The organism is Streptomyces sp. NPDC093085 (genome assembly GCF_040683935.1).
GTDB lineage: Bacteria > Actinomycetota > Actinomycetes > Streptomycetales > Streptomycetaceae > Streptomyces.
The window spans coordinates 314,467-333,862 of the sequence record NZ_JBFBFB010000005.1 but is presented as its reverse complement, the minus strand read 5'-3'; the positions used below and the strand labels follow the sequence as shown (position 1 = coordinate 333,862).

Sequence of the window (19,396 nt, the reverse complement as noted above, 5' to 3'; positions counted from 1 at the left end):
GGCACGAGACCGGTGCCGGGCAGGGACGTGATGCCGGGCAGGGACCCGGTGCCGGGCAGGGACGTGGTGCCGGGCAGGGACGTGGTGCCGGTCAGGAACCCGGTGCCGGGCAGGAGCGGGGCCTGCGCCATGTCGAGCAGGTGATGGGCACCGTCGTCTCCTTCGACATCCGGGACCCGCGCACCGCCGCGATCCACCAGGCGCTGCGCGACGCGGTCTACTGGCTCCACCACGTCGACCGGACCTACTCCCCCTACCGCCCGGACAGCGCGGTCAGCCGCCTGGCGCGCGGTGAACTGACCCCCGCCCGCTGCTCCCCGGAGGTACGCGAGGTCCTCGCCCTGTGCGACGACGCCGTACGGGTCACCGACGGCTGGTTCGACCCGCTGGCGGGCGGGGCGTTCGACCCGTCGGGCCTGGTCAAGGGGTGGTCCGTGGAACGCGCCTGCCAACTCCTCCACGCGGCCGGAGCGCGCTCCTTCTCCGTCAACGGGGGCGGTGACATCCAGTCGTACGGCGAGCCGGCGCCCGGCGTCCCCTGGCGCTTCGGCGTCGCGGACCCGCTGCGCCGCCCCGGCGCCCTCAGCACCGTCGTGACCGGCCGCGACCTCGCGGTGGCCACCTCCGGTACGGCGGAACGCGGCACCCACATCATCGACCCGCGCAGCGGCGCGCCCGTCCAGGGCCCCGGGTCCGTCACCGTGACCGGCCCCCGGCTCACCCTGGCCGACGTCTACGCCACCGCCGCCTTCGCCATGGGCGGCGCGGCCCGCCGGTGGCTGGAGGACCTCGACGGGTACGAGGGCTTCGCGGTCACCGCTGACGGCTTCACCTGGCAGACCAGCGGTTTCCCCGGGCCCGGCGGCGCGCCCCCGGCCGTCGCGCGGGGCTGAGGGCGGCCGGAGGCGGAGGCTGAGCCGGGCTCGGCCGGGGGCGGAGCCGGGCGGGCCGCTCAGGGGGCCGCGTTCAGCAGGTCGAGGGCGCTCTGCTGGCGGGCGGCGTCCGTGGTGTCGAGGGGGCCGTTCCAGCGCAGACCGTACTGGTCGAGCGGGTTGCGGTCGCGGGCGTACGCGGCGTCCGCCTGCCGGGAGAGGTAGGCCGTGTAGGGGTGGTCGGGGAGCGCGGCGTTGAGTCTGCCCAGGCCGCGTACGTGCGCGCCCTTGAAGGACGGGCCGTCGGCCCCGCAGTCGCCGCCCTCGCAGGGGTCGCGCAGGATGCCGTCGGTGTTGAGGGACGAGGAGGTGGTGGCCGCGTCGGCGATCTGGCGGGCCGTGGTGAGGAGGGCGGGGTCCTGGGTGGCCCGGTTCAGCTCGGTGAGCGCGCCGAGCAGGACGCCCTGGTTGTACGACCAGACGGCGGCGCCGTTGTTGCGGCAGGTGGAGAGGTCGATGCCGTCGTTCACCAGGTGCGAGCCGTTGACCATGGCGGTCCCCTGGAACCAGGACCAGCCGGCGCGGGCCCGGTCCAGGTAGGCGGTGTCGCCGGTGATGCGGTTGTGCAGGGCCGCGTTGAGGTGGATGTAGAGCGAGTTGGCGATGGCGTTCTTGTAGGTCTTCGCGGTGCTCCACCACACCCCGCCGCCGCAGACCCCGTCCCAGTAGGCGGCCATGTGGTCGGCGTCCGCGCGGGCGGTGTTCAGGTAGCGGCTGTCGCCGGTCAGGTCGTACGCGGCGATCCAGGCCAGCCCCCACCACCCGGTGTCGTCGATGTACTCGTTACGGAACTGGCCGCCCTGCGCGTTGAGCTGGTGGTCGTAGGTGTTGGCGATGGCATAGCGGTAGCTGGGCATGCCCGAGACGCGGATGTTGTCGATGACCGCGGTGAGGGCGTTGGCCGAGTTCCACCAGCCGGTGGTGGCGAAGAGCCCGGTGCCGTTGTCGTAGAACTGCATCTGCGCCGTGGCCGCGGCCGTTCTGCGGTCCCACGCGTTCCAGGTCGTACGCGCCCAGGGGGTGCAGGCGATCTCCGTACGGTCGCCGGCCTTGCCGCAGGCGCGCAGGGCGCCGACCCCGTTGGTGTTCCAGTCGTCCACGTTGTACATGAGGGTGCGCCAGCCGCGCTGCCCCGTCGGCACGGCGGTGGCCCCGAGGCGGCTGCCGGAGCTCCAGGTGCGCCCGCCGTCGAAGGACCGGTCGAGCCAGACCTCGTCACCGGGGTTGCCGTTCTCGGTCGAGGCCCAGCCCATCGCGTCCTGGTCGTCGAAGTGGAGGACGATCGAACGGGAGAAGAGGGTGGTGGAGACGGGGGCACGGTCCTGCGGCGAGAGCCCGGGGTCGCGGGCGTCGCAGTACTTGTTGCAGATGGTCGCGGCGGGGGCGGCGTCGGCGGCCGGGGTGGCCGGGGTGGCGGTCGGGGCGGCCGGGGTGGCTGCCGCCGGGGCGGCTGCGGCCTGGGGGGTCAGGGCGGCCAGCAGCGCCACGGCGACCGGTGCCACCAGATGACGTATCCGGACGGACAACGATGTCCACATGGGTGACTCCGCGATCGAGGGGGCGGGGGGATGGGGAGACGGGGGATGGCGGGACGGGGGGATGGGGAGACGGGGGACGGGGAGCGGAGGAGAGCGCTTTCAGAACGTAGGGGTGCTGGCGTGGGCACGTCAATGCGCTCGGTGTCCCCCTCTCGGGCGGGAGGCCGGAGCGCGCCCTGCGTCGGTTCTGTGACGCCCCGGGCCGGCCGGGTCCTTGCCCGGCTCCTTGCCCGGGTCCTGCCTGGGTCCTGCCCGGGTCCGGCCAGGGCCCGTTCTGGGCCCGTTCTGGGCCCGTCTTGGGCCCGGCTTCGGCCCGAAGTGGGCCCAGGGGCCCTGTGGTTGGGGCCGGGGCGTACCTAGTGTGCCGGTACGCGCCACGGTGGGGGGACTGGGCCGAGATCATCAGCGATTCGGCGAGAGGTACTCCGTTGTCGGACTCCAACGGCCCCGCGCTTCCGGCCACTGCGCCCGCGCCCGCAGCCGCGCCGGCGCCCTCATCCCCATCCACATCCCCATCCGCGACGGCGAGTTCGGCGGCGAGTTCGGCGGCGCGTGCTTCCGCGCACCGCCGGGAGCTGCCGCGCGCGCTCGCCGTGACGCGGCTGCTGCTGCATCTGATGTTCGGCCTCACCCTGCTCGGCGGCGTCGGCGTACTGACCTCGCTGCTGGAACTGGGCACCCGGATCACCCCCGGGCTCTCCCTGGCGGCGCTGTACGCCATGACCCCGGGCATCGTCGCGGTGATCCTGGCACGGTGGCTGTGGACCGGTGGCATCGCGGTGCGGTACGCGCTGATCGGCCTCCAGGTGTGGCTGCTGATCGGCGGTGTCGTCAATCTCTACCTGGGGTCGGCACGCGGCCTCAGCCAACTGCTGCTGCCGGGCGCCCTGCTCGCCCTGGTCGGCATCGGCGCCGGCCGCTCCTGGTTCGAACTGCCCCCGGACCGGCGGGCCGTACGGCCGCGCTGGACGTGGGAACGGTTCCGGCGGGAGGCGATCCCGTCCGTACCGCACCTGATCCGGTGGCGCCGGAGCCGTGGCCAGACGGCGATCGAGTACGTGGGCCTGCTCACCGTGGTCGTCCTGGTCGTCGGCGCGCTGGTGCTCGGCGGGGTGGGAGGCAGCGTCACGGACCGGCTCCAGACGGCGGTCTGCGCGCTCGGGGGCGGGGAGTGCTCCGATGGTTCGGGTACGGGGGGTTCCGGGCGCGCCGGGGGTACCGACGGGGAAGGTGACGGCGAGGGCGACGGCGACGGTGTCGCTGACAGTGGGGGGACCACTGGGGGCGTTACCGGGGGTGTTGTCGGTGGCGCCGGTGGCAGTGGTGCCGGTGGGGCCAATGGTGCCAGTGGTGACGGTGACAACGGCGGTGCCGGCAGCGGGGGCGCTGTCGGGAGCGGTGGCAATGGGAACGGCAGTAGCGGGAGTGGTAACAGCGGGGGCAGTGGCTCGGGTGGCGCTACGGGCGGGAATTCGGGCGGGAACTCGGGGGGTAATTCGGGGGGCAACTCGGGTGGTGACTCGGGGGGTAGTTCCAGCGGTGGTGCTTCGGGGGGTGCGTCCGGCGGCAGTTCGGGCGGTGCGGTCGGTGGGAACTCCGGTGGGAGCTCCTCCAGTGGTGCTTCTTCCGGCGGTGCTTCTTCTGGGGGCAGCGGCTCCGGCTCCGGTGGAAACGATGACGACGACGATGACGACGGAGTCGCTGTTGTAGGCGGTGCCTCGGGCGGCTCCCGGGGAGGAAGTGCCGCCTCCGGCGGGAGTGGTGGCAGCGGCGGGAACAGTGGGGGGAACGGCGCCAGCGGCGGCGCTGCTGCGGGCGGTGCCTCGGGTGGTTCCGGCTCCGGCGGTTCGGGTTCGGGTGGTTCGGGTGGTTCGGGTTCGGGTGGTTCCGGTTCCGGGGGTGCCGGCGGCAGCAGCGGTAGTGGAAGCGGATCCGGTTCCGGCTCCGGGGGAGCCTCCGGTGGCAGCAGCGGCAGTGGCGGAGCCGGCGGTAGCAGCGGCTCCGGTTCGGGCGGCGCGTCGGGTGGTAACAGCAGCGGCGGTTCTGGCTCTGGCGGTTCGGGTGGGTCCAGTTCCGGTGGGTCCGGTTCCGGTGGTTCGGGCTCCGGTGGCTCCGGTAGCGGCGGGGCGAGCGGCGGCAGCAGCGGATCGAGCAGTGGCGGGTCGAGCAGCGGGGGATCGAGCAGTGGCGGTTCCGGCTCCGGGGGCTCGTCGGGTGGGTCGAGTTCCGGCGGGGCGAGCGGCGGCAGCACGGGTGGCTCGTCCGGCGGGAGCACCGGCGGCCAGGACGACAAGGACAAGGACAAGGACAACGACGACAAGGACAAGGACAAGGACAAAGACAAGAACGACTGCCTGAACGCGAAAAACGTCGCCTTCTCCGGCAGCGCGACCGCAGGCGTCGGTGCGGGCGTCGGCGTCGGCATCGGCGCGGCCGGAGCGGGCCGCTACACGCTCGCCGCCGCTGCCGGTGGCCGTGCCCACCTGGTGGACGGGCGGCTGGTCGGCGGCGTCACCTTCGCGGCCGACTCCGGGCCTTCCGCAGTGGACATGATGTCGTCGGTGGCCGGGTTCTCGCTCGCCGGCGTCGACACGTACCAGAACATCAGGGACAGGGTCACGATCGCCATCGGCCTCACCGACGAGCCGAAGCCCCCGCCGGAGCGCAACCCGCCGCCCAAGGACGACAAGGACAAGGACAAGGACAAGGACGACAACAAGGACGACAACAAGGACGACAACAAGGACGACAAGCCCGAGGGCGACGACAAGGGCAAGGACAAGGACGACCCCGGCAAGGGCGGCGGGCAGTGCACCGACCCGATGCACGTGCTGGACGACATCCCGGACTTCCGTCCGGGTGACAAGAAGAAGTGGGCCGAGGAAGTCGAGAAGATCGCGCGCGGCAACCCGCTCACGAAGGACTTCACCGCTCAGGACGCGCTCATCATCGCCGACTACACCGGCTCGTGGGCCCTGGACGCCAACAAGTACCTGCGCGGCGACCCCATCAGCGGCCAGCGCCAGAAGTCCGTGCCGGAGTTCATCAAGCGCATGGACGAGGCGTTGAGCCATCTGCCGCCGGTCAAGGGGACGTTCTACCGGGGTACGTTCATGCCGGACGAGCTGCTGGATCGGCTCGCCAACGGCGAAACCGTCGAGATGCCCGAGTACCTCAGCACCTCCACCGACCTGAGCAAGGCCGAACGCGCCGCCAAGAACGCGAAGAGCAACGGTCGCAGCGGCCAGAACGTCCTGCTCGAAATCACCACGGACAACGGCCGCAACATCGACCCCCTCTCCCGCTACCGGGGCAAGGAATCCGAGGTGCTCATCCCCCGGGACGGCAAGTTCGAGAAGGTCGGCGAGGAGAAGAGGATCATCGACGGCAAGGAGTACACGGTTATCGGGCTGAAGCAGGTGGGGTGAGCGTCAGCGGCTCGCGCAGGTCGGCCGGGGCCTCAGGCTCCGGCCGGTCACGTATCCGGCGTATCCGGCGTACCCGCCGGGCGCAGGCGGCTGTCGAGGACCGCGAAGGCCGTGAAGGTGAACGGGAGGACCAGGGCCGCCGTGACCAGGATGCCGACGATGACCGGGGCGAGGATGCCGGCGTAGTACGCGGCGAAGAAGTTCCCCGTGGCCGGCTCCAGGAGCCCCCGTACGGCGGGCCGCAGCGGCAGGGCCATCTGTACGGTCAGCCGGAGCACCCCGGCGGCGAGCACGGCCGGCGGCAGCGCGAGCGCCACCACCCGGCCCCCGCCCGCCCGACTCCACGCCCGCGACCAGGAGTGGCGCAGCGCCGCGCGCGGGGTGAGCCCGGCCGCCGCGGCGGCCGGGGCCAGGGCGAGCGCGAGGCGCAGCAGTACGGCGACGAACGCGGCCACCAGGGGCGCGAACCGGACCAGGGTGAAGATCCAGGTGCCGCGCTCCAGCGGGTACGGGGTGTCGAGGGCGGGGCTGGTGAGGCGCTCCGACCCGTACGTCACGAGCAGCGGCAGCGGCCAGACGACCAGCCCGCGCAGGGCGTAGACGGCGACGACCGCGCCCCGGGCGCCCGTCCCCGCCGTGACCGCCGTGACTGCCGTGACTGCCGTCCCCGCCGTGACTGCCGTCCCCGCCGTCCCCGCCGTGACCGCCCGGGAACATGCCGTCTGGAGGGCTGCGCTGCCCATGCCGAGGAGGAGCAGGAAGAGCGGGAGGGTGCAGAGGGCGACCAGGACCAGGCCGCTGTTGTCGTGGGGGTAGAAGTCCTCGACGTACCGGTAGTAATTGACCTGGTTCCGCATGTGCGTGAAGAGGGGCCAGGAGGCCGCGAAGATCACGGTCGTGAGCAGCAGCCAGAGCGCGCCGGAGACACCGACGACGCGGGCGGTCGCGCCCGCCAGGGTGCGGCGGTGCTGCCGGAGGACGGCGAAGGCGGCGGCGAGGACGGTGCGTTGGGGGGCTTCGCCGTGGGGCGCGGGGGGTGCGGGGGGTGTGGGGGACGCAGGCGACGCCGGAGGCGTGGAGGACTCGGGGGGTGTCGGGGGCATGGGAGGGACCTTCGGGCTTTCGTGCGCGTGTTTCGGTTACGTGTGCGTGTTTGAGTTCCGTTCACCGTAGGGACGTCGGGCGGCCGGGCCTGGTTCGCCGGGTGCGCCCGGCCGCGTGCGTACGGGGTTGACCGGCGGGATCGTGCTGGTGGTGCCGGGGGGGGGCAGGGGTCGGTGGCCAGAGATCCGTGGTCAGGGGTCCGTGATGTCGAGGGTGACCTCTGTCAGGGGGCGGCCGACGCAGGTCAGGGTGGAGCCGGCGGCGCGCTGTTCCGGGGTGAGGCAGTTCGGCTCGTCCTGGGCGACCCGGCCGGCGCGGAGCCTGACCAGGCAGTCGCCGCAGTTCCCGACCGTGCAGGAGTACGGCAGCGGCAGCCCGGCCGCGAGCCCCGCTTCGAGCAGGGTCTGGCCGGGCGCGACCATCGCCGTGCCCGCGGGGCGCCCGTTCTCCCGTACGGTCATCGCCTGCGGCTCGGCCGGCAGGGAGCGCGTCCGCGACCGGGGCCCGCCCGCGAAGCGCTCGCGGTGCACCCGCTCGTCCGGGATCCCGAGCCCGGCCAGTGCCGTTCCGGCGGCGTCCATCAGGGGTTCGGGTCCGCAGAGGTAGTAGTGGGCGTCCGGGGCCGGGGCGCGGCCGGTGACCCAGCGGCGTATCCCCTCCGCGTCGAGGCGGCCGTCCCGGGAGGTCAGGACCTGGGTGACCGAGAGCCGGTCGGGGTGGGCCAGCGCCAGCCGGGCCAACTCCTCGCCGAAGATGGTCTCCTCCTCGCTCCGGCTGCTGTGGAGCAGGGTGACGCGGTCGCGGGCGGTACGGTCGGCGAGGCGGGTGCGGACCATGCTCATCAGCGGGGTCACTCCGCTGCCGCCCGCCAGGAGCACGGTCTCGCCCGGCGGTTCCGGCTCGGCGTGGAAGGAGCCGGAGGGGCCGCGTACGGCGAGCCGGTCGCCGGTACGGAGCGCGCGGTGCACATGGGTGGAGAAGAGGCCGCCCTCGATGTGCTTGACGGTGATCTCCAGCCGCTCCGAACCCGGTGCGGAGGACGCGGAGTAGGCGCGGCGGACGGGACGGCCGTCGATGTCGGCGACGAGGGTGAAGAACTGGCCGGGGCGGAAGTCGAAGGGGCGCCCGCGCTTTCGGGGCTTCCGGGGCTTTCGGGGGCGTCCGGACTTTCCGTGCCTTCTTTCGTGCTTGCTTCCGTGCCTGCTTCCGTGCCTGCTTTCGTCGGTGTCCTCCAGGACGAGGGTGAGGGTGGTCGGGGTCTCCCGGCGGAGTTCGGCTATGCGGACGTGGCGCAGGGGGGAGGGGGAGGGGGAGGAGGCGGCGGGGGTGGTTCGGGGGCTGCCGGGTACGGGGGCGGGGCCGTTGACGCCGCCGTTGTACGGGGCCGTCGCGCCGTCCGCGTAACTCTCCTCGTACCCCGGCTTCTCGTACCCCTGCTCCTCGTAACCCGGCTCCTCGTACCCCTCCTTGCGCAGCCCGGAGCGGTACGACACGTCGATCATCCGCCGCATCAGCCGGTGCAGCCCCGGGATCGCGGTGACCGCCTTCAGCAGGAACGCGGGCCCGCCGCCCTTCGCCGTGGCCATGCCGGTGGCGAGGTGGGCGCTGCCCAGGGCCATCATGTCCGGCGCCGTGGCCCGGTCCAGGTGGGTGTCCGGGGTCCAGAGCCCGGCGCCGGCCACGGCGTCGTTGCCGGTCACCTCGGCGTGCTCGACGTCGATCACCAGCGCGAGGTGCGGGGGCATCCCGCGCAGCGCCATCGTCGCCAGCAGCGCCGCGTCGTCGGTGATGGCGGCCCGGCCGCGTATCAGCAGCGTCTCGCTCCGCCCCGGGACCAGCGCGGCGAGGGAGATCCGGTCGTCCTGGAGGAGGTTGTGGAGGGTGTCGGCGCGCTTGTTGCCCCTGCGGTCGGGGAGGACGAGGGTGCGGCCGTCGAGGACCCGCGCCACCGTCCCCCGGTCGCCGCGCGGGCTCGTGTCGGCGCCGCCGCCGGTGTCCCAGGTGGAGAGGGCGAGGAAGGGCGAGGCGGCGAGGAAGGCGGCCACGCCGGGGTCGTGCAGGGGGCCTTCCCGGGAACCTTCGGGGTCGGCGGGTGCCGTGGTGGGAGCGGTGACGGGTGCGGTGGCGGGAGCAGCGATGGGTGCCGTGGTGGGAGCGGTGCGTGCACCCTGCGGCTGCCACAGGCGGGACCTGAGGACGGCCTGCGCGCAGTGGACGTACGCCTCCTGGACGGCGACGGTCACCTGAGCGCCCTTGCGCCCCGCCGCACGTTCCGTCACCTGTCCCGTCCCCCGTCCCGCCGCACGTCCCGTCACCCGCCCCGTCCCCCGTCCCGCCGCACGCCCCGTCACCGTGCCGTTGACGCGGAGGATCTCCCCGACCCCGGGCAGCAGGAAGAAGAGCGAGACCGGGCCGTACGGGTCGACGGGGCCCGGCGGCGTGAACGAGAAGCGGGTGGGGGAGTGCACGCGGGCGAACCCCGGCGCGCCCCCGATGAACGTCGTCGCGGCGGTGCCGCCGGCATCCCGGTAGCCGAGGGCCGCGACCGGGGAGCGCGCGAGGACGGTACGGCACCCCTCGTCGAGGGCGGCGACCTGCTTGAGCATCACCATCGACGCGGGGTGCCCGACGACCGCCTCCACCTGTTCCGCCGTCGTCAGCAGGGAGAAGGGCAGTGGTATGACCCCGGGCTCGGGGTTGTTTCCGCAGCTCATGGCTATATTGTGAGTAGTTGCTCAGCTCTTGGCTACTCGCCTTTCGTCCCCGAGGAGGCCTCCCGGATGCCGTCCGCCGATCGTCGTCTTCAGCCACGTCGCAGGCCCCGTCAGGTGCGTGCGGAGCTCACCCGGGAGCGCGTGCTGACCGCCGCTGCTCACGTTTTCGCCGAGTACGGGTACGCCGCGGGGACCACCAACCGCATCGCCGAGCGCGCCCGGGTCTCCATCGGCTCGCTGTACCAGTACTTCCCGAACAAGGACGCCATCCTCACCGAGCTGCTGATCCGGCACATCGACCGGGGCGACTGGCTGCGTCCCGACCAACTCGACTTCTCGGAAGGGACGTTGAAGGAGCTGGTGCGGGCGCTGGTGCGGGACGTGGTCGACCACCACCGGGACGACCCCCAGCTCCTCAGGATCATGATCGAGGAGGCGTCGCTCTCCCCGGAACTCCTCGACGCCATCGCCCAGCACGGCAAGAAGCGCGTCGCCCAGATCCGCGACGCGCTCGCGCGCCATCCGGATGTCCGGGTACGGGACCTGGACACCGCCGCCGAACTCGTCGTGACCACGGTCGAGTTGAACACGCACAAGCTGATGGCGGACCCGCAGGGCATCCCGGTGGAGACGTTCGAGGGCGAGTTGGTGGACATGGTGACGCGGTACTTGCTGGGCGACGGGTAGGGCGGCTCCGGCCATCCGGCCTTCCGGCCCTCCGGCCATCCGGCCATCCGGCCATCCGGCCATCCGGCCCTCCGGCCATCCAGCCCGGCCGGCCAGGTGTCCGGCCGACCGGGCGCCCGGCCGGCCTCAGGCGAAGACGGAGAGCAGCAGCGTCATCCCCAGGCCGATCACGCTCACCAGTGTCTGCACGGTCGTCTGCGTCTTCGTGGCCTGGCTCAGGTCCATCCCGAACGACTCCTTGACCAGCCAGAACCCCGCGTGGTTCACGTAGTTCAGGCCGAGCGAGCCCGCGCCGATCGCGACCACCAGGAGGGACGCCTCCAGGCCGCCGCCCGTGCCGACGAGCGGGGCGACGATGCCGGTGGCGGAGACGATGCCGACGGTCGCCGAGCCCGTGGTGAGGGAGAGCAGCAGGGCGATCAGCCAGCCCAGGACGATCACGTTGAGGTGCGCGCCCTTGGCGGCGGAGGCGATGGCGTCCCCGATGCCGGAGTCCTGGAGCACCTGCTTGAACGCGCCGCCACCGCCGATGATCAGGAGGATCGCGGCGACCGACTTGAGGCTGTCCGTCATCGAGGAGCGGGTCTTCTCGGCGGTGGTGGCGCCGCTGCGGGTGCCGGTCCAGAGGGTCACCGCCAGGGCGAAGAGGAACCCGGCGAGCATCGCGATGAGCGGCTCCCCGGCGAATTCCAGCGCGGAGCGCACCCCGCTGGACTTGTCGAGCACGGTCTCGGCGAGGGTACGGAGCAGCATCAGCCCGACCGGGATGAGCACGGCGGTCACCGCGAGCCCCATGCCCAGCCCGCTCCGGCCCCCGTGTCCGTCGCCGTCCTTCTCACCCTCACTGCCCGCGCCCGTCCCCGCGCCCGTCCCCGCGCCCGTGAACTGGGCCACCAGCGCCGCGTCCGGCCGTACCTCCGGGAGCCGGGGCGCGATCCAGCGCGCGTACACCGGCCCGGCGAGGATGACGGTGGGGACGGCGCAGACCAGCCCGACGGCGAGGGTGAGCCCGAGGTCGGCGTGGAGCCCGGTCATGGCGGTCAGCGGGCCCGGGTGCGGCGGCACCATGCCGTGCAGGGTGGAGAGGGCGGCGATGGCGGGCACACCGAGCAGCACGTACGGCGAACCCTGCGCACCGCCCCGGTCCTCCATCCTGCGCGCCACACTGAAGATCAGCGGGAGCAGCACGATCAGGCCGACCTCGAAGAACATCGGTATCCCGATGACGAAGGCGGCGGCCGTCACCAGCCAGGGCAGCCGGCGCGGCGTCGAACGGTCGAGGATGGCGCGGGCGATCGCGTCGGTGGCGCCCGAGTCGGAGAGCAGCCGCCCCAGCATCGCGCCGAGCGCCAGGGTGACCCCGACATCCCCGAGGGTGCCGCCCGCGCCGTCCTCGATGGACTCGATCAGATCGCCGACGGGCTCCCCGGCGGCGAGCCCGGTGCCGACGCAGACCACGATCAGGGCGGCGAAGGGATGGACGCGGAGCCGGGAGTTGATCAGGTAGATGAGCGCGGCGATGGCCACGACCAGGATCAGCAGGAGTTTCCAGGTGTGCGGGGTCATGCGGGGTGCCTTTCGGGCGTACGGGGGCATCGCGAACCCCGGTCGGGGCCGCGCGAAAAGGGGGAGTGAGGAGGGGGAGCGAGGAGGAGGAAGGGAGGGGAGCGAGGAGGGGGAGGGCGGGGGGGCTGTTCGGGGGCGCCCTCGGCGGCTACTCCAGCCCGAACTGGGCGACCAGTCGGCCGATCGCCCGGTCCTCCCGGGCCAGGAAGGCGGCGAACGCGTCCCCCGTGGCGAAGGTGTCGGTCCAGCCGTGCCGGGCCAGTTCCGCCTTCCACTCGGGGGTGTCGTGCAGCGCGGTCAGCGCGTCGATCCAGCGCCTGCGCTCCTCGTCGCCGATGCCGGGCGGGGCCACGATCCCCCGCCAGTTGTCGAAGACCAGGTCGATACCGGCGGACCTGAGCGTCGGCACGCCCGGGAGCGCCGCGACCGGCCGGGCGCCGGTGACCGCCAGGACCCGGAGCTGACCGGCCCGGATCTGGTCGAGGAACTCCCCGAGCCCGCTGGTCGCGAAGTCGACCTCGCCGTCGAGCAGCGCGGGCAGCAGGTCGCCGCCCCCGCCGTCGTACGCGACATAGGCGACCTTCCCGGGGTCGATGCCGACCGCCTTCGCGAACTGCATCGGGAAGAGTTCGTCGGGGCCGCCGACCGAGGAGCCGCCGCCCACCCGCATCCGGCCGGGGTGCGCGCGCCACGCGGCGACGAGGTCACCGACGGTGCGGTACGGCGAGTCCGCCGCCACCACCACGGCCTCGGACTCCGCGAGCAGCCGGGCCAGCGGCGTGGTCTGCGCGACGCTCGCCGTCGACCCGGAGACATGGGCGGCGCCGAGGACGCCGAGCCCCATCTGGAGGGCGAGGGAGCCGTTGCCCCGCTCGTTGACGAGACGGCGCAGGCCGACCGTGCCGCCGGCCCCCGGCAGGTTGAAGACCTGCACGTCGGAGGCGATCCCGGCCTCCCGGAAGACCCGGGCGACGGTCCTGGCGGTGGTGTCGTATCCGCCCCCGGCGGTGTTGGGGACCATGATGCGCGCACCGTCGCCGAGCGGTTCCCGCCCGCTCTCCAGCCAGGAACCGGGCCAGGGCCGGGACGGGGACGGGGACCAGGCACCGCAGCCGCCGACGGTGAGCAGCGAGAGCGCGGCGCACAGGGCGACGAGGACACGTACGGCACGTATCGGTGCTTTCATGCCACCGCCACCTCCCTCGCCTTCGAGTCGCCTCGCCCGTCGCCCGGCCTTTCGGCCCTTCCGCCCACCACGATGCGGGCGTCATGATTGTGCGGCTCCGTGCCCGCGCCGCCCAGATTGTGTCGGCAAAAGAGATTGAGTTCATTGTGTTCAGCCCGTTCCGGCGGCAGACGCTCGCCGGGGAGATGCTGGTGCTGCAACTGGGGATCGTCGTGGTCGTCCTGGTGGCGGTCGCCGGTGTCTCGCTCGCCCAGTCGGAGGCGACCTTCCACCGGGTCGAGGGGCGCCGGGTCAGCGCGCTCGCGGAGCAGCTCGCCGCGCATCCGCTCGTACGGAGCCAACTCGTGCTGCCCGCGCCGGAGGAGACCCTCGCCCCGCTGGTGCACTCCACGCAGTCCCAGTCCGAGGTGACCTCGGTGACGGTGGCGGACGCCGATGGCAAGATCGTCAGCTCCACCAACCCGACCGTGGTCGGCGACCCGCTGCCGCTGGGCGACGGGGCCGCCCCGGGGCGCGGCTGGTCAGGGGCGCTGACGCTGGACGGCAGCCGGGAGCTGGTGGCGCAGGTGCCGGTGCTCGGGGCGACGTCGCGGAACGCCGGGACGTTTCTGGGGACGGTGATGGTCGGGGAGGCGTCGCCCACCGTATGGCAGCGGCTCGGCGGGGCGTCCTCGTACCTCCTCGCGTATCTCGGCATCGCCAGCGGGCTGGGCCTGGCCGGTTCCTTGCTGCTGGCCCGGCGCGTGAAGCGGCAGACGCTGGGGCTGGAACCGCGCGAGATCGCCGGGCTCGCGGAGCACCGGGAGGCGATGCTCTTCGGGATCGCGGAGGGCGTGGTGGCGCTCGACCCCCACCACCGCCTCACCCTCCTCAACGAGGTGGGGCGGCGCCTGCTCGACCTGCCGGCCGACTGCGTCGGCAAGAGCCTGGCCGATCTCGGGGTCGACGGGCGGCTGCGGGACGTCCTGGTCGACGTGGACGGGGAGCGGGACGAGGTCGTCGTCCACCATGGCCGGGTGCTGGTGATGAACCGGATGACGGTGGTACGGAACGGACGCCTCCTCGGCTCCGTCACCACCCTCCGCGACCGCACCGAACTGGCCCGTCTGGAGCAGGAGATCGGCTCCTTCCGCAGCTCCTCCGAGCTGCTGCGGGCGCAGGCCCACGAGTTCGCCAACCAGCTCCACACCATCTCGGGGCTGATCCAGATCGGCGAGCAGGACGAGGTCGTACGGTACATACGGGCCCTGAACCAGCGCCGCCAGTCCCTCGACATGACCCTGTCCACCCGGGTACGGGACACGGCGGTGGCTGCCCTGCTGATGGCGAAGTCGTCGCTGGCGGCCGAGCGCAAGGTCACCCTGCGGATCTCGGACGCCACCGCCCTGGACCGGCTCTCCCCGGAGGACGCCGCCGATGTGGCGACGGTGGTGGGGAACCTGGTCGACAACGCGGTGGACGCGGCGGCGAGCGGCGGGAGCGAGAAGAGTTCCGGGAGCGAGAAGAGTTCCGGGGGCGGCGCGTGGGTGGAGGTGGAGCTGCGGCAGGACACCTCCAGCGTGGAGATCGTGGTCCGCGACTCCGGGCCCGGGGTCGCGCCGGAGCTGGCCCGGGAGGTCTTCGCCCACGGCTTCACCACCAAGGCGGCCCAGGAGGGCGGTGTACGGGGGATCGGCCTCGCCCTGACCCGGCTGGTCTGCGAACGTCACGGCGGAGAGATCTCGGTGACCAACACCCCCGAAGGGGCCATGTTCACGGCCCGGATGACGGTCGCCGGCCAGGACATCAGCGAAGACGCCGGCCAGGACATCAGCGAAGACGCCGGCCAGGACACCGGCCGGCACGCCGGTCAGGTCGCCGGCCGGCACGTGGGCCAGGACGTCGGCCAGGACACCGGTCAAGACGTCGGTCAAGACGTCGGCGAAGGCGCCGGCGCGGCGGCACGAGGAGCGGGAGCGCGATGAACCCCCTGACCCCCACCGGCGGGACGAAGGCAGGCGGAGGAGGGGACCGGGACCCGATCGACGTCCTCGTCGTGGACGACGACTTCATGGTCGCCCGCGTCCACCGCACCTTCGTCGAACGCGTCGCGCCGTTCCGCGTCGTCGGTACGGCGGGCACCGGCGCCGAGGCCGTCGCCGCCGCCGGGGCCCTCCGCCCCGACCTGGTCCTCCTCGACCTCTACCTGCCGGACGTCTTCGGCCTCGACGTCGTCTCCCGGCTCCGTACCGACGGCCACGACTGCGACGTCATGGTCATCAGCGCGGCCCGGGAGGCCGACACGGTACGGGGCGCGGTCCGCCAGGGCGTGGTCGACTACCTCCTCAAGCCCTTCGACTTCGAGGACCTGCGCCCGCGCCTGGAGCGGTACGCGGCCCGCCGGGCCCACCTCCACACGGTCGACGTACGGGGCCAGGCGGACATCGACCGGGTGCTGGCGGGCGCGGCGGCGCCGCTGGGGGCCGGGCAGGGCCCCGCCGCGCTCCCCAAGGGGATGAGCGTGGAGACCGCCGGCCTGATCGAACGCACCCTCCGCGCCGCCGAGGGACCGCACTCCGCGAGCGAGTGCGCCGCCCTGACCGGCGTCTCCCGGGTGAGCGCCCGCCGCTACCTGGAGCACTTCCACTCCACGGGCCAGGCGGAGGTCTCCCTCCGCTACGGCACGGCGGGCCGCCCGGAACGCCGTTACGCCTGGCGCGGCTGACCCGCCGCGGCTACCCGGTTCCGGCCGCTCGACGGTACGGGCGGCGGCGCGGTCCGGTTACCCGGCCGTACGGGCGCGGTTACCCGGCCGTACGGGCGCGGTTACCCGGCCGTACGGGCCGCGCGGCGGTCGGCTATCAGGATCAGGGCGAGGCCGAAGACGATCCAGCAGGTCAGCACGGTGCCGGGGAGCGCGGCGCCCGCGCCGTCGAAGAAGGAGTTGGCCCGCAGCAGGGTGCCGGAGGCGCCCGGCGGGAGGTACTGGCCCAGGTGGGCCCAGAAGTCCGGCAGCCAGTACGGGCCGCTCGCCATGCCGGAGAGCGGGTTGCCCAGCAGCATCATCACGCCCGCCGCCGCGCCGAACCCGGCCATGCCGGCCAGCGCCTCCAGGCCGATGAAGGTGAGGGAGAGCGCGGCCATGCCCAGCGAGAGGCCGAGCGCGGTGACCCCGTACGACCCGGCGAGGGACCCGGTGCCGTACTGGAGGAACGCGGCGACGGCCGCCCCGGCGAGCAGCGAGAAGACCACGGCCCCGGCGAGCCGCAGCCGCAGCCCGGCGTGGCCGGGGAAGAGCCGGGTGAGGAGCACGGCGGGGAACATCCCGCCGAAGATCAGCGGCAGCCCGGCGGCGGCGAACCCGGCGCCGCGCGGGTCGTCCTCCGGGTACGGGACGAGGTCGTGCACGGCGGGCTGGAGGCGCTGCTGGGCGGCGAGCCCGTTGCCGAGCGCGGTCAGCGCCGCGGTGGCGGTGGGGGCGCCCGCGGTGGCCGTGTAGATGTCGGCCTTGCCGCCGGACAGGGCGATACCGCCGACGACCTCGCGGTCCTTGATCGCGGCGGTCAGGGCCTCGGTGTCGGCGTAGACGGTGACGTCCCACTCGTCCCCGTCGAGCTTGGCCCCGAGCCCCTGGGCGGCGGGCTGCGGCCCGGTCACGCCGATCGGGACGTGGTGGGGGCCGCCGTTGACGGACGGCAGCGCGAACGCGCAGAGCATCATGGTGACCACCGCCGTGAGCCCCAGGACCACGGCGGCGAGCTTCTTGGCGGCGCCGGTGGTGCCGGTGGCGTCGGTGCCGGACGGGGGAGTGTCTGCCTCGGCGGGGGTGGAGGCGGGAGTGGACATGACGGAGGAGTCTCCTTAGGGAGAGATGCGGGGGAGAAGGCGCGCGGGGGCCGCGCGGGCGGCCGTAGCCGTAGCCCAGTAGCCGAGCGCCCAGCGGCCGAATACCGAGTAGCCGGAGTGGCGAGCCGAGTAGCCGGAGTACCGAACAGCCGGAGTACCTAGTAGCCGAGTGCCGAGAAGCAATGCCTGATACAGGATTACAGGTTACGCTTACCCGTATGTCAACCTCGCACGGCCCCGCCCCCGAAGCCCTCGCCCCCCTCGTCCAGGCGGCCCTCAAGGTCGCCCGCGACCGTGACACCCCCGTCGGCGACGTCCCCCTCCTCGCGGTGGCGGAGGAGGCCGGGATCTCCCGCAGCACCCTCATGCGGCGCCTCGGCGGCACCCGGCAGGCGCTCGACGACGCCGTGCGCGCCGCCGGGGTCGACCCCTCGGGGCAGGAGCCCGTACGCCGCCGGGCCGTCGTGGCCACCGGCACCCTCATCAGCGAACAGGGGCTCGCCGCCGTCACCCTGGAGCGGGTCGCCGAACGCGCCCGCTGCTCCGTCCACAGCCTCTACGCGGCCTTCGGCGGCCGGGACGAACTCCTCCGGGCCACGTACGAGGCGTACAGCCCCGTGGTCGACCTCGAAGCGCTCCTCGCTGGCCCCCGGGGCGACCTCCCCGACACCGTCCGCGCGATCTACCGCCTCCTGGTGGACTCCGTCCGCCGCGAACCCCGTGTCATGCCCGCCGTGTTCGCCGAGGCGCTCGCCGGCCCCACCGACTCGGCCGGCTCCACCGTCGCGGACCTCCGCCGGCACTTCTTCCCCCGCATGCTCGCCAGCGTGGGGGAGTGGCTCACCGACGAGATCGCCGCCGGGCGCATCCGGGACATCCCGGTGATCCCCCTGGTCCAGCAGCTCACCGGGCCCGTCATCGTCCACTTCCTGCTGCGTTCCGTCACCGATTTCCTTCCCGAGGACGAACTGCCCACCCCGGACGAGACCATCGAGATCTACACCCAGGCGTTCCTGCGCGCGGTCGCCCGGCCCTGACGAGGGGACCGGAACCGGACGACCGCGACACCCGGCCAGGAGGCCGAAAGGAGGAGCCCCCTCAAGGACGAAGGCCCCTCAAGGACGAAGGCCCCTCAAGGAGAAAGCCCCCTCAGTGGGCCTTGCCCTCCTCCTTGCACACCTTCGGGGCCCGCTGGTCCATGCCGAGGAGGCGGAAGTAGTTCTCGCCGAGCGCGATGCCCCGGAACGCCTTGTCCCCCAGGGCCTTGTTGATCCGGCTGGTGACCTCCAGTTCCTCCGCGTAGACCTGGTAGTCCTTGTTGTCCGCCGCCACGAAGTCGGTCCCGGGGATGGCCCTGGTCGGGTGGCGGTCGAGGAGGGCGGCGTACTTCTGCCGTACGCCCGGCTTGCTGAAGTACTGGTCCTCCAGCACCCGCCAGCTCAGATCCAGCGTCAGCCGGGGGTACGTGGCGAGGAGCCGCTCCAGGATCCGGATGTGCCGGTCCGGATCCATTGTGGCCAGCTCCTTCGAGAGCCCCATATGCGCCCAGACGATCTTGTTGTGCGGGTAGCGCTTCAGCGTCTCCTCCATCAGATGGAGATACTTCGTGGGCTCCGCGTCGTTCCCGAGGTCGGAGTGGATGGTGATGGGCATGCCGCGATCCCTGAGCACCTTCATGAACGGCGCCCAGTTCTTGATGTTCTCGCTGGTCGCGGCCTGGTGGTGGTTGGGGAAGAGCGCCTGCTTGACGAGGTTGACCTCGCCCGCCCACCGGAACACCCCGGGGAACTCCTGGTCGTACAGGGCGATGCCGTCCGGGACGGACTCCGGGCGGGCCAGGTCCAGGAAGGTCATGGACACGGTGAGTTCCGGGTCCTCCGGCGGGGCGGCCACGTAGTTCGACGCGTTGACGAAGTCGTTCCGCATGCTCGGCACCACCGGGGTGCCGGGGCAGTCCAGGTAGTACGTGCACCCCGAGTCCACGGGGAGGGTCTGGCCGATCCCGTACATGCTCGCGTGCCGGACGCCGCTCTTGCGGAGGTAGCCGTTGAGTTCGTCGTACGGGATCGCCTGGCCGCCGAACGGCCGGGTGTGCAGATGGCTGTCGACGACCGACGTGTACGGCTCCTTCGCCCGGTCGAAACACCCCTGGAGCGCCGTGCCCGCACCGGCCGGCGAGGCGCTGACGGAGACGGCGGCGAGCACGGCCCCGGCAAGCGCGAGCCGCTTACCGTAGACACGACGAGGACTCCTGCCGCTTCCGCTTCCGCTGCCGTTGCCGTCGCCGCTGGGGCTGCTGTTGAGGCTGATATTGATGGTGAATCCCTCCCTGTGAGGCGCGCTGCACAACGTGCTGTACGGCGTGCTGTACGGCGCGTTACGCGGTGTGGTGAAGGGATTCTGCTGACCTGGCGCA

Annotated in this window: 13 protein-coding genes; 6 read left to right on the top strand and 7 right to left on the bottom strand. The window is 72.8% G+C overall.

Annotated features, from left to right (window positions below; translation table 11 throughout):
- The first annotated feature begins 143 nt into the window (after positions 1-143).
- A complete protein-coding gene (locus AB0O07_RS18010; protein WP_365634279.1) occupies positions 144-893 on the top strand; it encodes an FAD:protein FMN transferase in 750 nt (249 codons plus the stop codon).
- 59 nt (positions 894-952) lie between these two features.
- Here the strand turns inward: AB0O07_RS18010 and AB0O07_RS18005 are convergent, their stop codons facing one another.
- Positions 953-2,470, bottom strand: a complete 1,518-nt coding sequence (locus AB0O07_RS18005; protein ID WP_365633896.1) for a glycoside hydrolase family 76 protein — start codon at positions 2,468-2,470, stop codon at positions 953-955.
- 593 nt (positions 2,471-3,063) lie between these two features.
- Between AB0O07_RS18005 and AB0O07_RS18000 the strand changes: the two genes are divergently transcribed.
- Positions 3,064-5,898 (top strand): ADP-ribosyltransferase, encoded by a 2,835-nt coding sequence (locus AB0O07_RS18000; protein ID WP_365633893.1) that lies wholly within the window; start codon positions 3,064-3,066, stop codon positions 5,896-5,898.
- Positions 5,899-5,945: 47 nt separating this feature from the next.
- Here AB0O07_RS18000 and AB0O07_RS17995 read toward each other — a convergent pair whose 3' ends face one another.
- Entirely contained in the window at positions 5,946-7,001 is a 1,056-nt protein-coding gene (locus AB0O07_RS17995) for a hypothetical protein (RefSeq protein ID WP_365633890.1), read from the bottom strand.
- Between the two features lie 192 nt (positions 7,002-7,193).
- Complete coding sequence (locus AB0O07_RS17990; RefSeq protein ID WP_365633887.1) at positions 7,194-9,716, bottom strand: 2Fe-2S iron-sulfur cluster-binding protein; 2,523 nt, start codon at positions 9,714-9,716, stop codon at positions 7,194-7,196.
- A 66-nt stretch (positions 9,717-9,782) separates the two neighbouring features.
- Between AB0O07_RS17990 and AB0O07_RS17985 the strand changes: the two genes are divergently transcribed.
- Positions 9,783-10,403, top strand: a complete 621-nt coding sequence (locus tag AB0O07_RS17985; protein WP_365633884.1) for a TetR/AcrR family transcriptional regulator — start codon at positions 9,783-9,785, stop codon at positions 10,401-10,403.
- Between the two features lie 126 nt (positions 10,404-10,529).
- On the opposite strand, the gene AB0O07_RS17980 is transcribed toward AB0O07_RS17985, so the two are convergent.
- Complete coding sequence (locus AB0O07_RS17980) at positions 10,530-11,969, bottom strand: gluconate:H+ symporter (RefSeq protein WP_365633881.1); 1,440 nt, start codon at positions 11,967-11,969, stop codon at positions 10,530-10,532.
- A gap of 148 nt (positions 11,970-12,117) precedes the next feature.
- Positions 12,118-13,155 (bottom strand): tripartite tricarboxylate transporter substrate binding protein, encoded by a 1,038-nt coding sequence (locus AB0O07_RS17975; protein WP_365633878.1) that lies wholly within the window; start codon positions 13,153-13,155, stop codon positions 12,118-12,120.
- Positions 13,156-13,301: 146 nt separating this feature from the next.
- On the opposite strand from AB0O07_RS17975, the gene AB0O07_RS17970 reads away from it, so the two are divergent.
- Positions 13,302-15,119 (top strand): ATP-binding protein, encoded by a 1,818-nt coding sequence (locus tag AB0O07_RS17970; protein WP_365633875.1) that lies wholly within the window; start codon positions 13,302-13,304, stop codon positions 15,117-15,119.
- Positions 15,116-15,859, top strand: a complete 744-nt coding sequence (locus AB0O07_RS17965; protein ID WP_365633873.1) for a response regulator — start codon at positions 15,116-15,118, stop codon at positions 15,857-15,859. Before AB0O07_RS17970 ends, AB0O07_RS17965 begins: the two co-directional genes overlap by 4 nt.
- Positions 15,860-15,960: 101 nt before the next feature.
- Here AB0O07_RS17965 and AB0O07_RS17960 read toward each other — a convergent pair whose 3' ends face one another.
- Positions 15,961-16,980: a hypothetical protein gene (locus tag AB0O07_RS17960; protein WP_365633870.1), complete on the bottom strand. Its 1,020-nt coding sequence runs from the start codon at positions 16,978-16,980 to the stop codon at positions 15,961-15,963.
- A 218-nt stretch (positions 16,981-17,198) separates the two neighbouring features.
- Here AB0O07_RS17960 and AB0O07_RS17955 point away from each other — a divergent pair, with 218 nt between their 5' ends.
- Positions 17,199-18,017 (top strand): TetR/AcrR family transcriptional regulator, encoded by an 819-nt coding sequence (locus AB0O07_RS17955; protein WP_365633867.1) that lies wholly within the window; start codon positions 17,199-17,201, stop codon positions 18,015-18,017.
- 112 nt (positions 18,018-18,129) lie between these two features.
- Here AB0O07_RS17955 and AB0O07_RS17950 read toward each other — a convergent pair whose 3' ends face one another.
- Positions 18,130-19,185 carry an amidohydrolase family protein gene (locus AB0O07_RS17950; protein WP_365633865.1) on the bottom strand — a complete coding sequence of 352 codons (1,056 nt, stop codon included), beginning with the start codon at positions 19,183-19,185 and terminating at the stop codon, positions 18,130-18,132.
- Between the last annotated feature and the right edge of the window lie 211 nt (positions 19,186-19,396).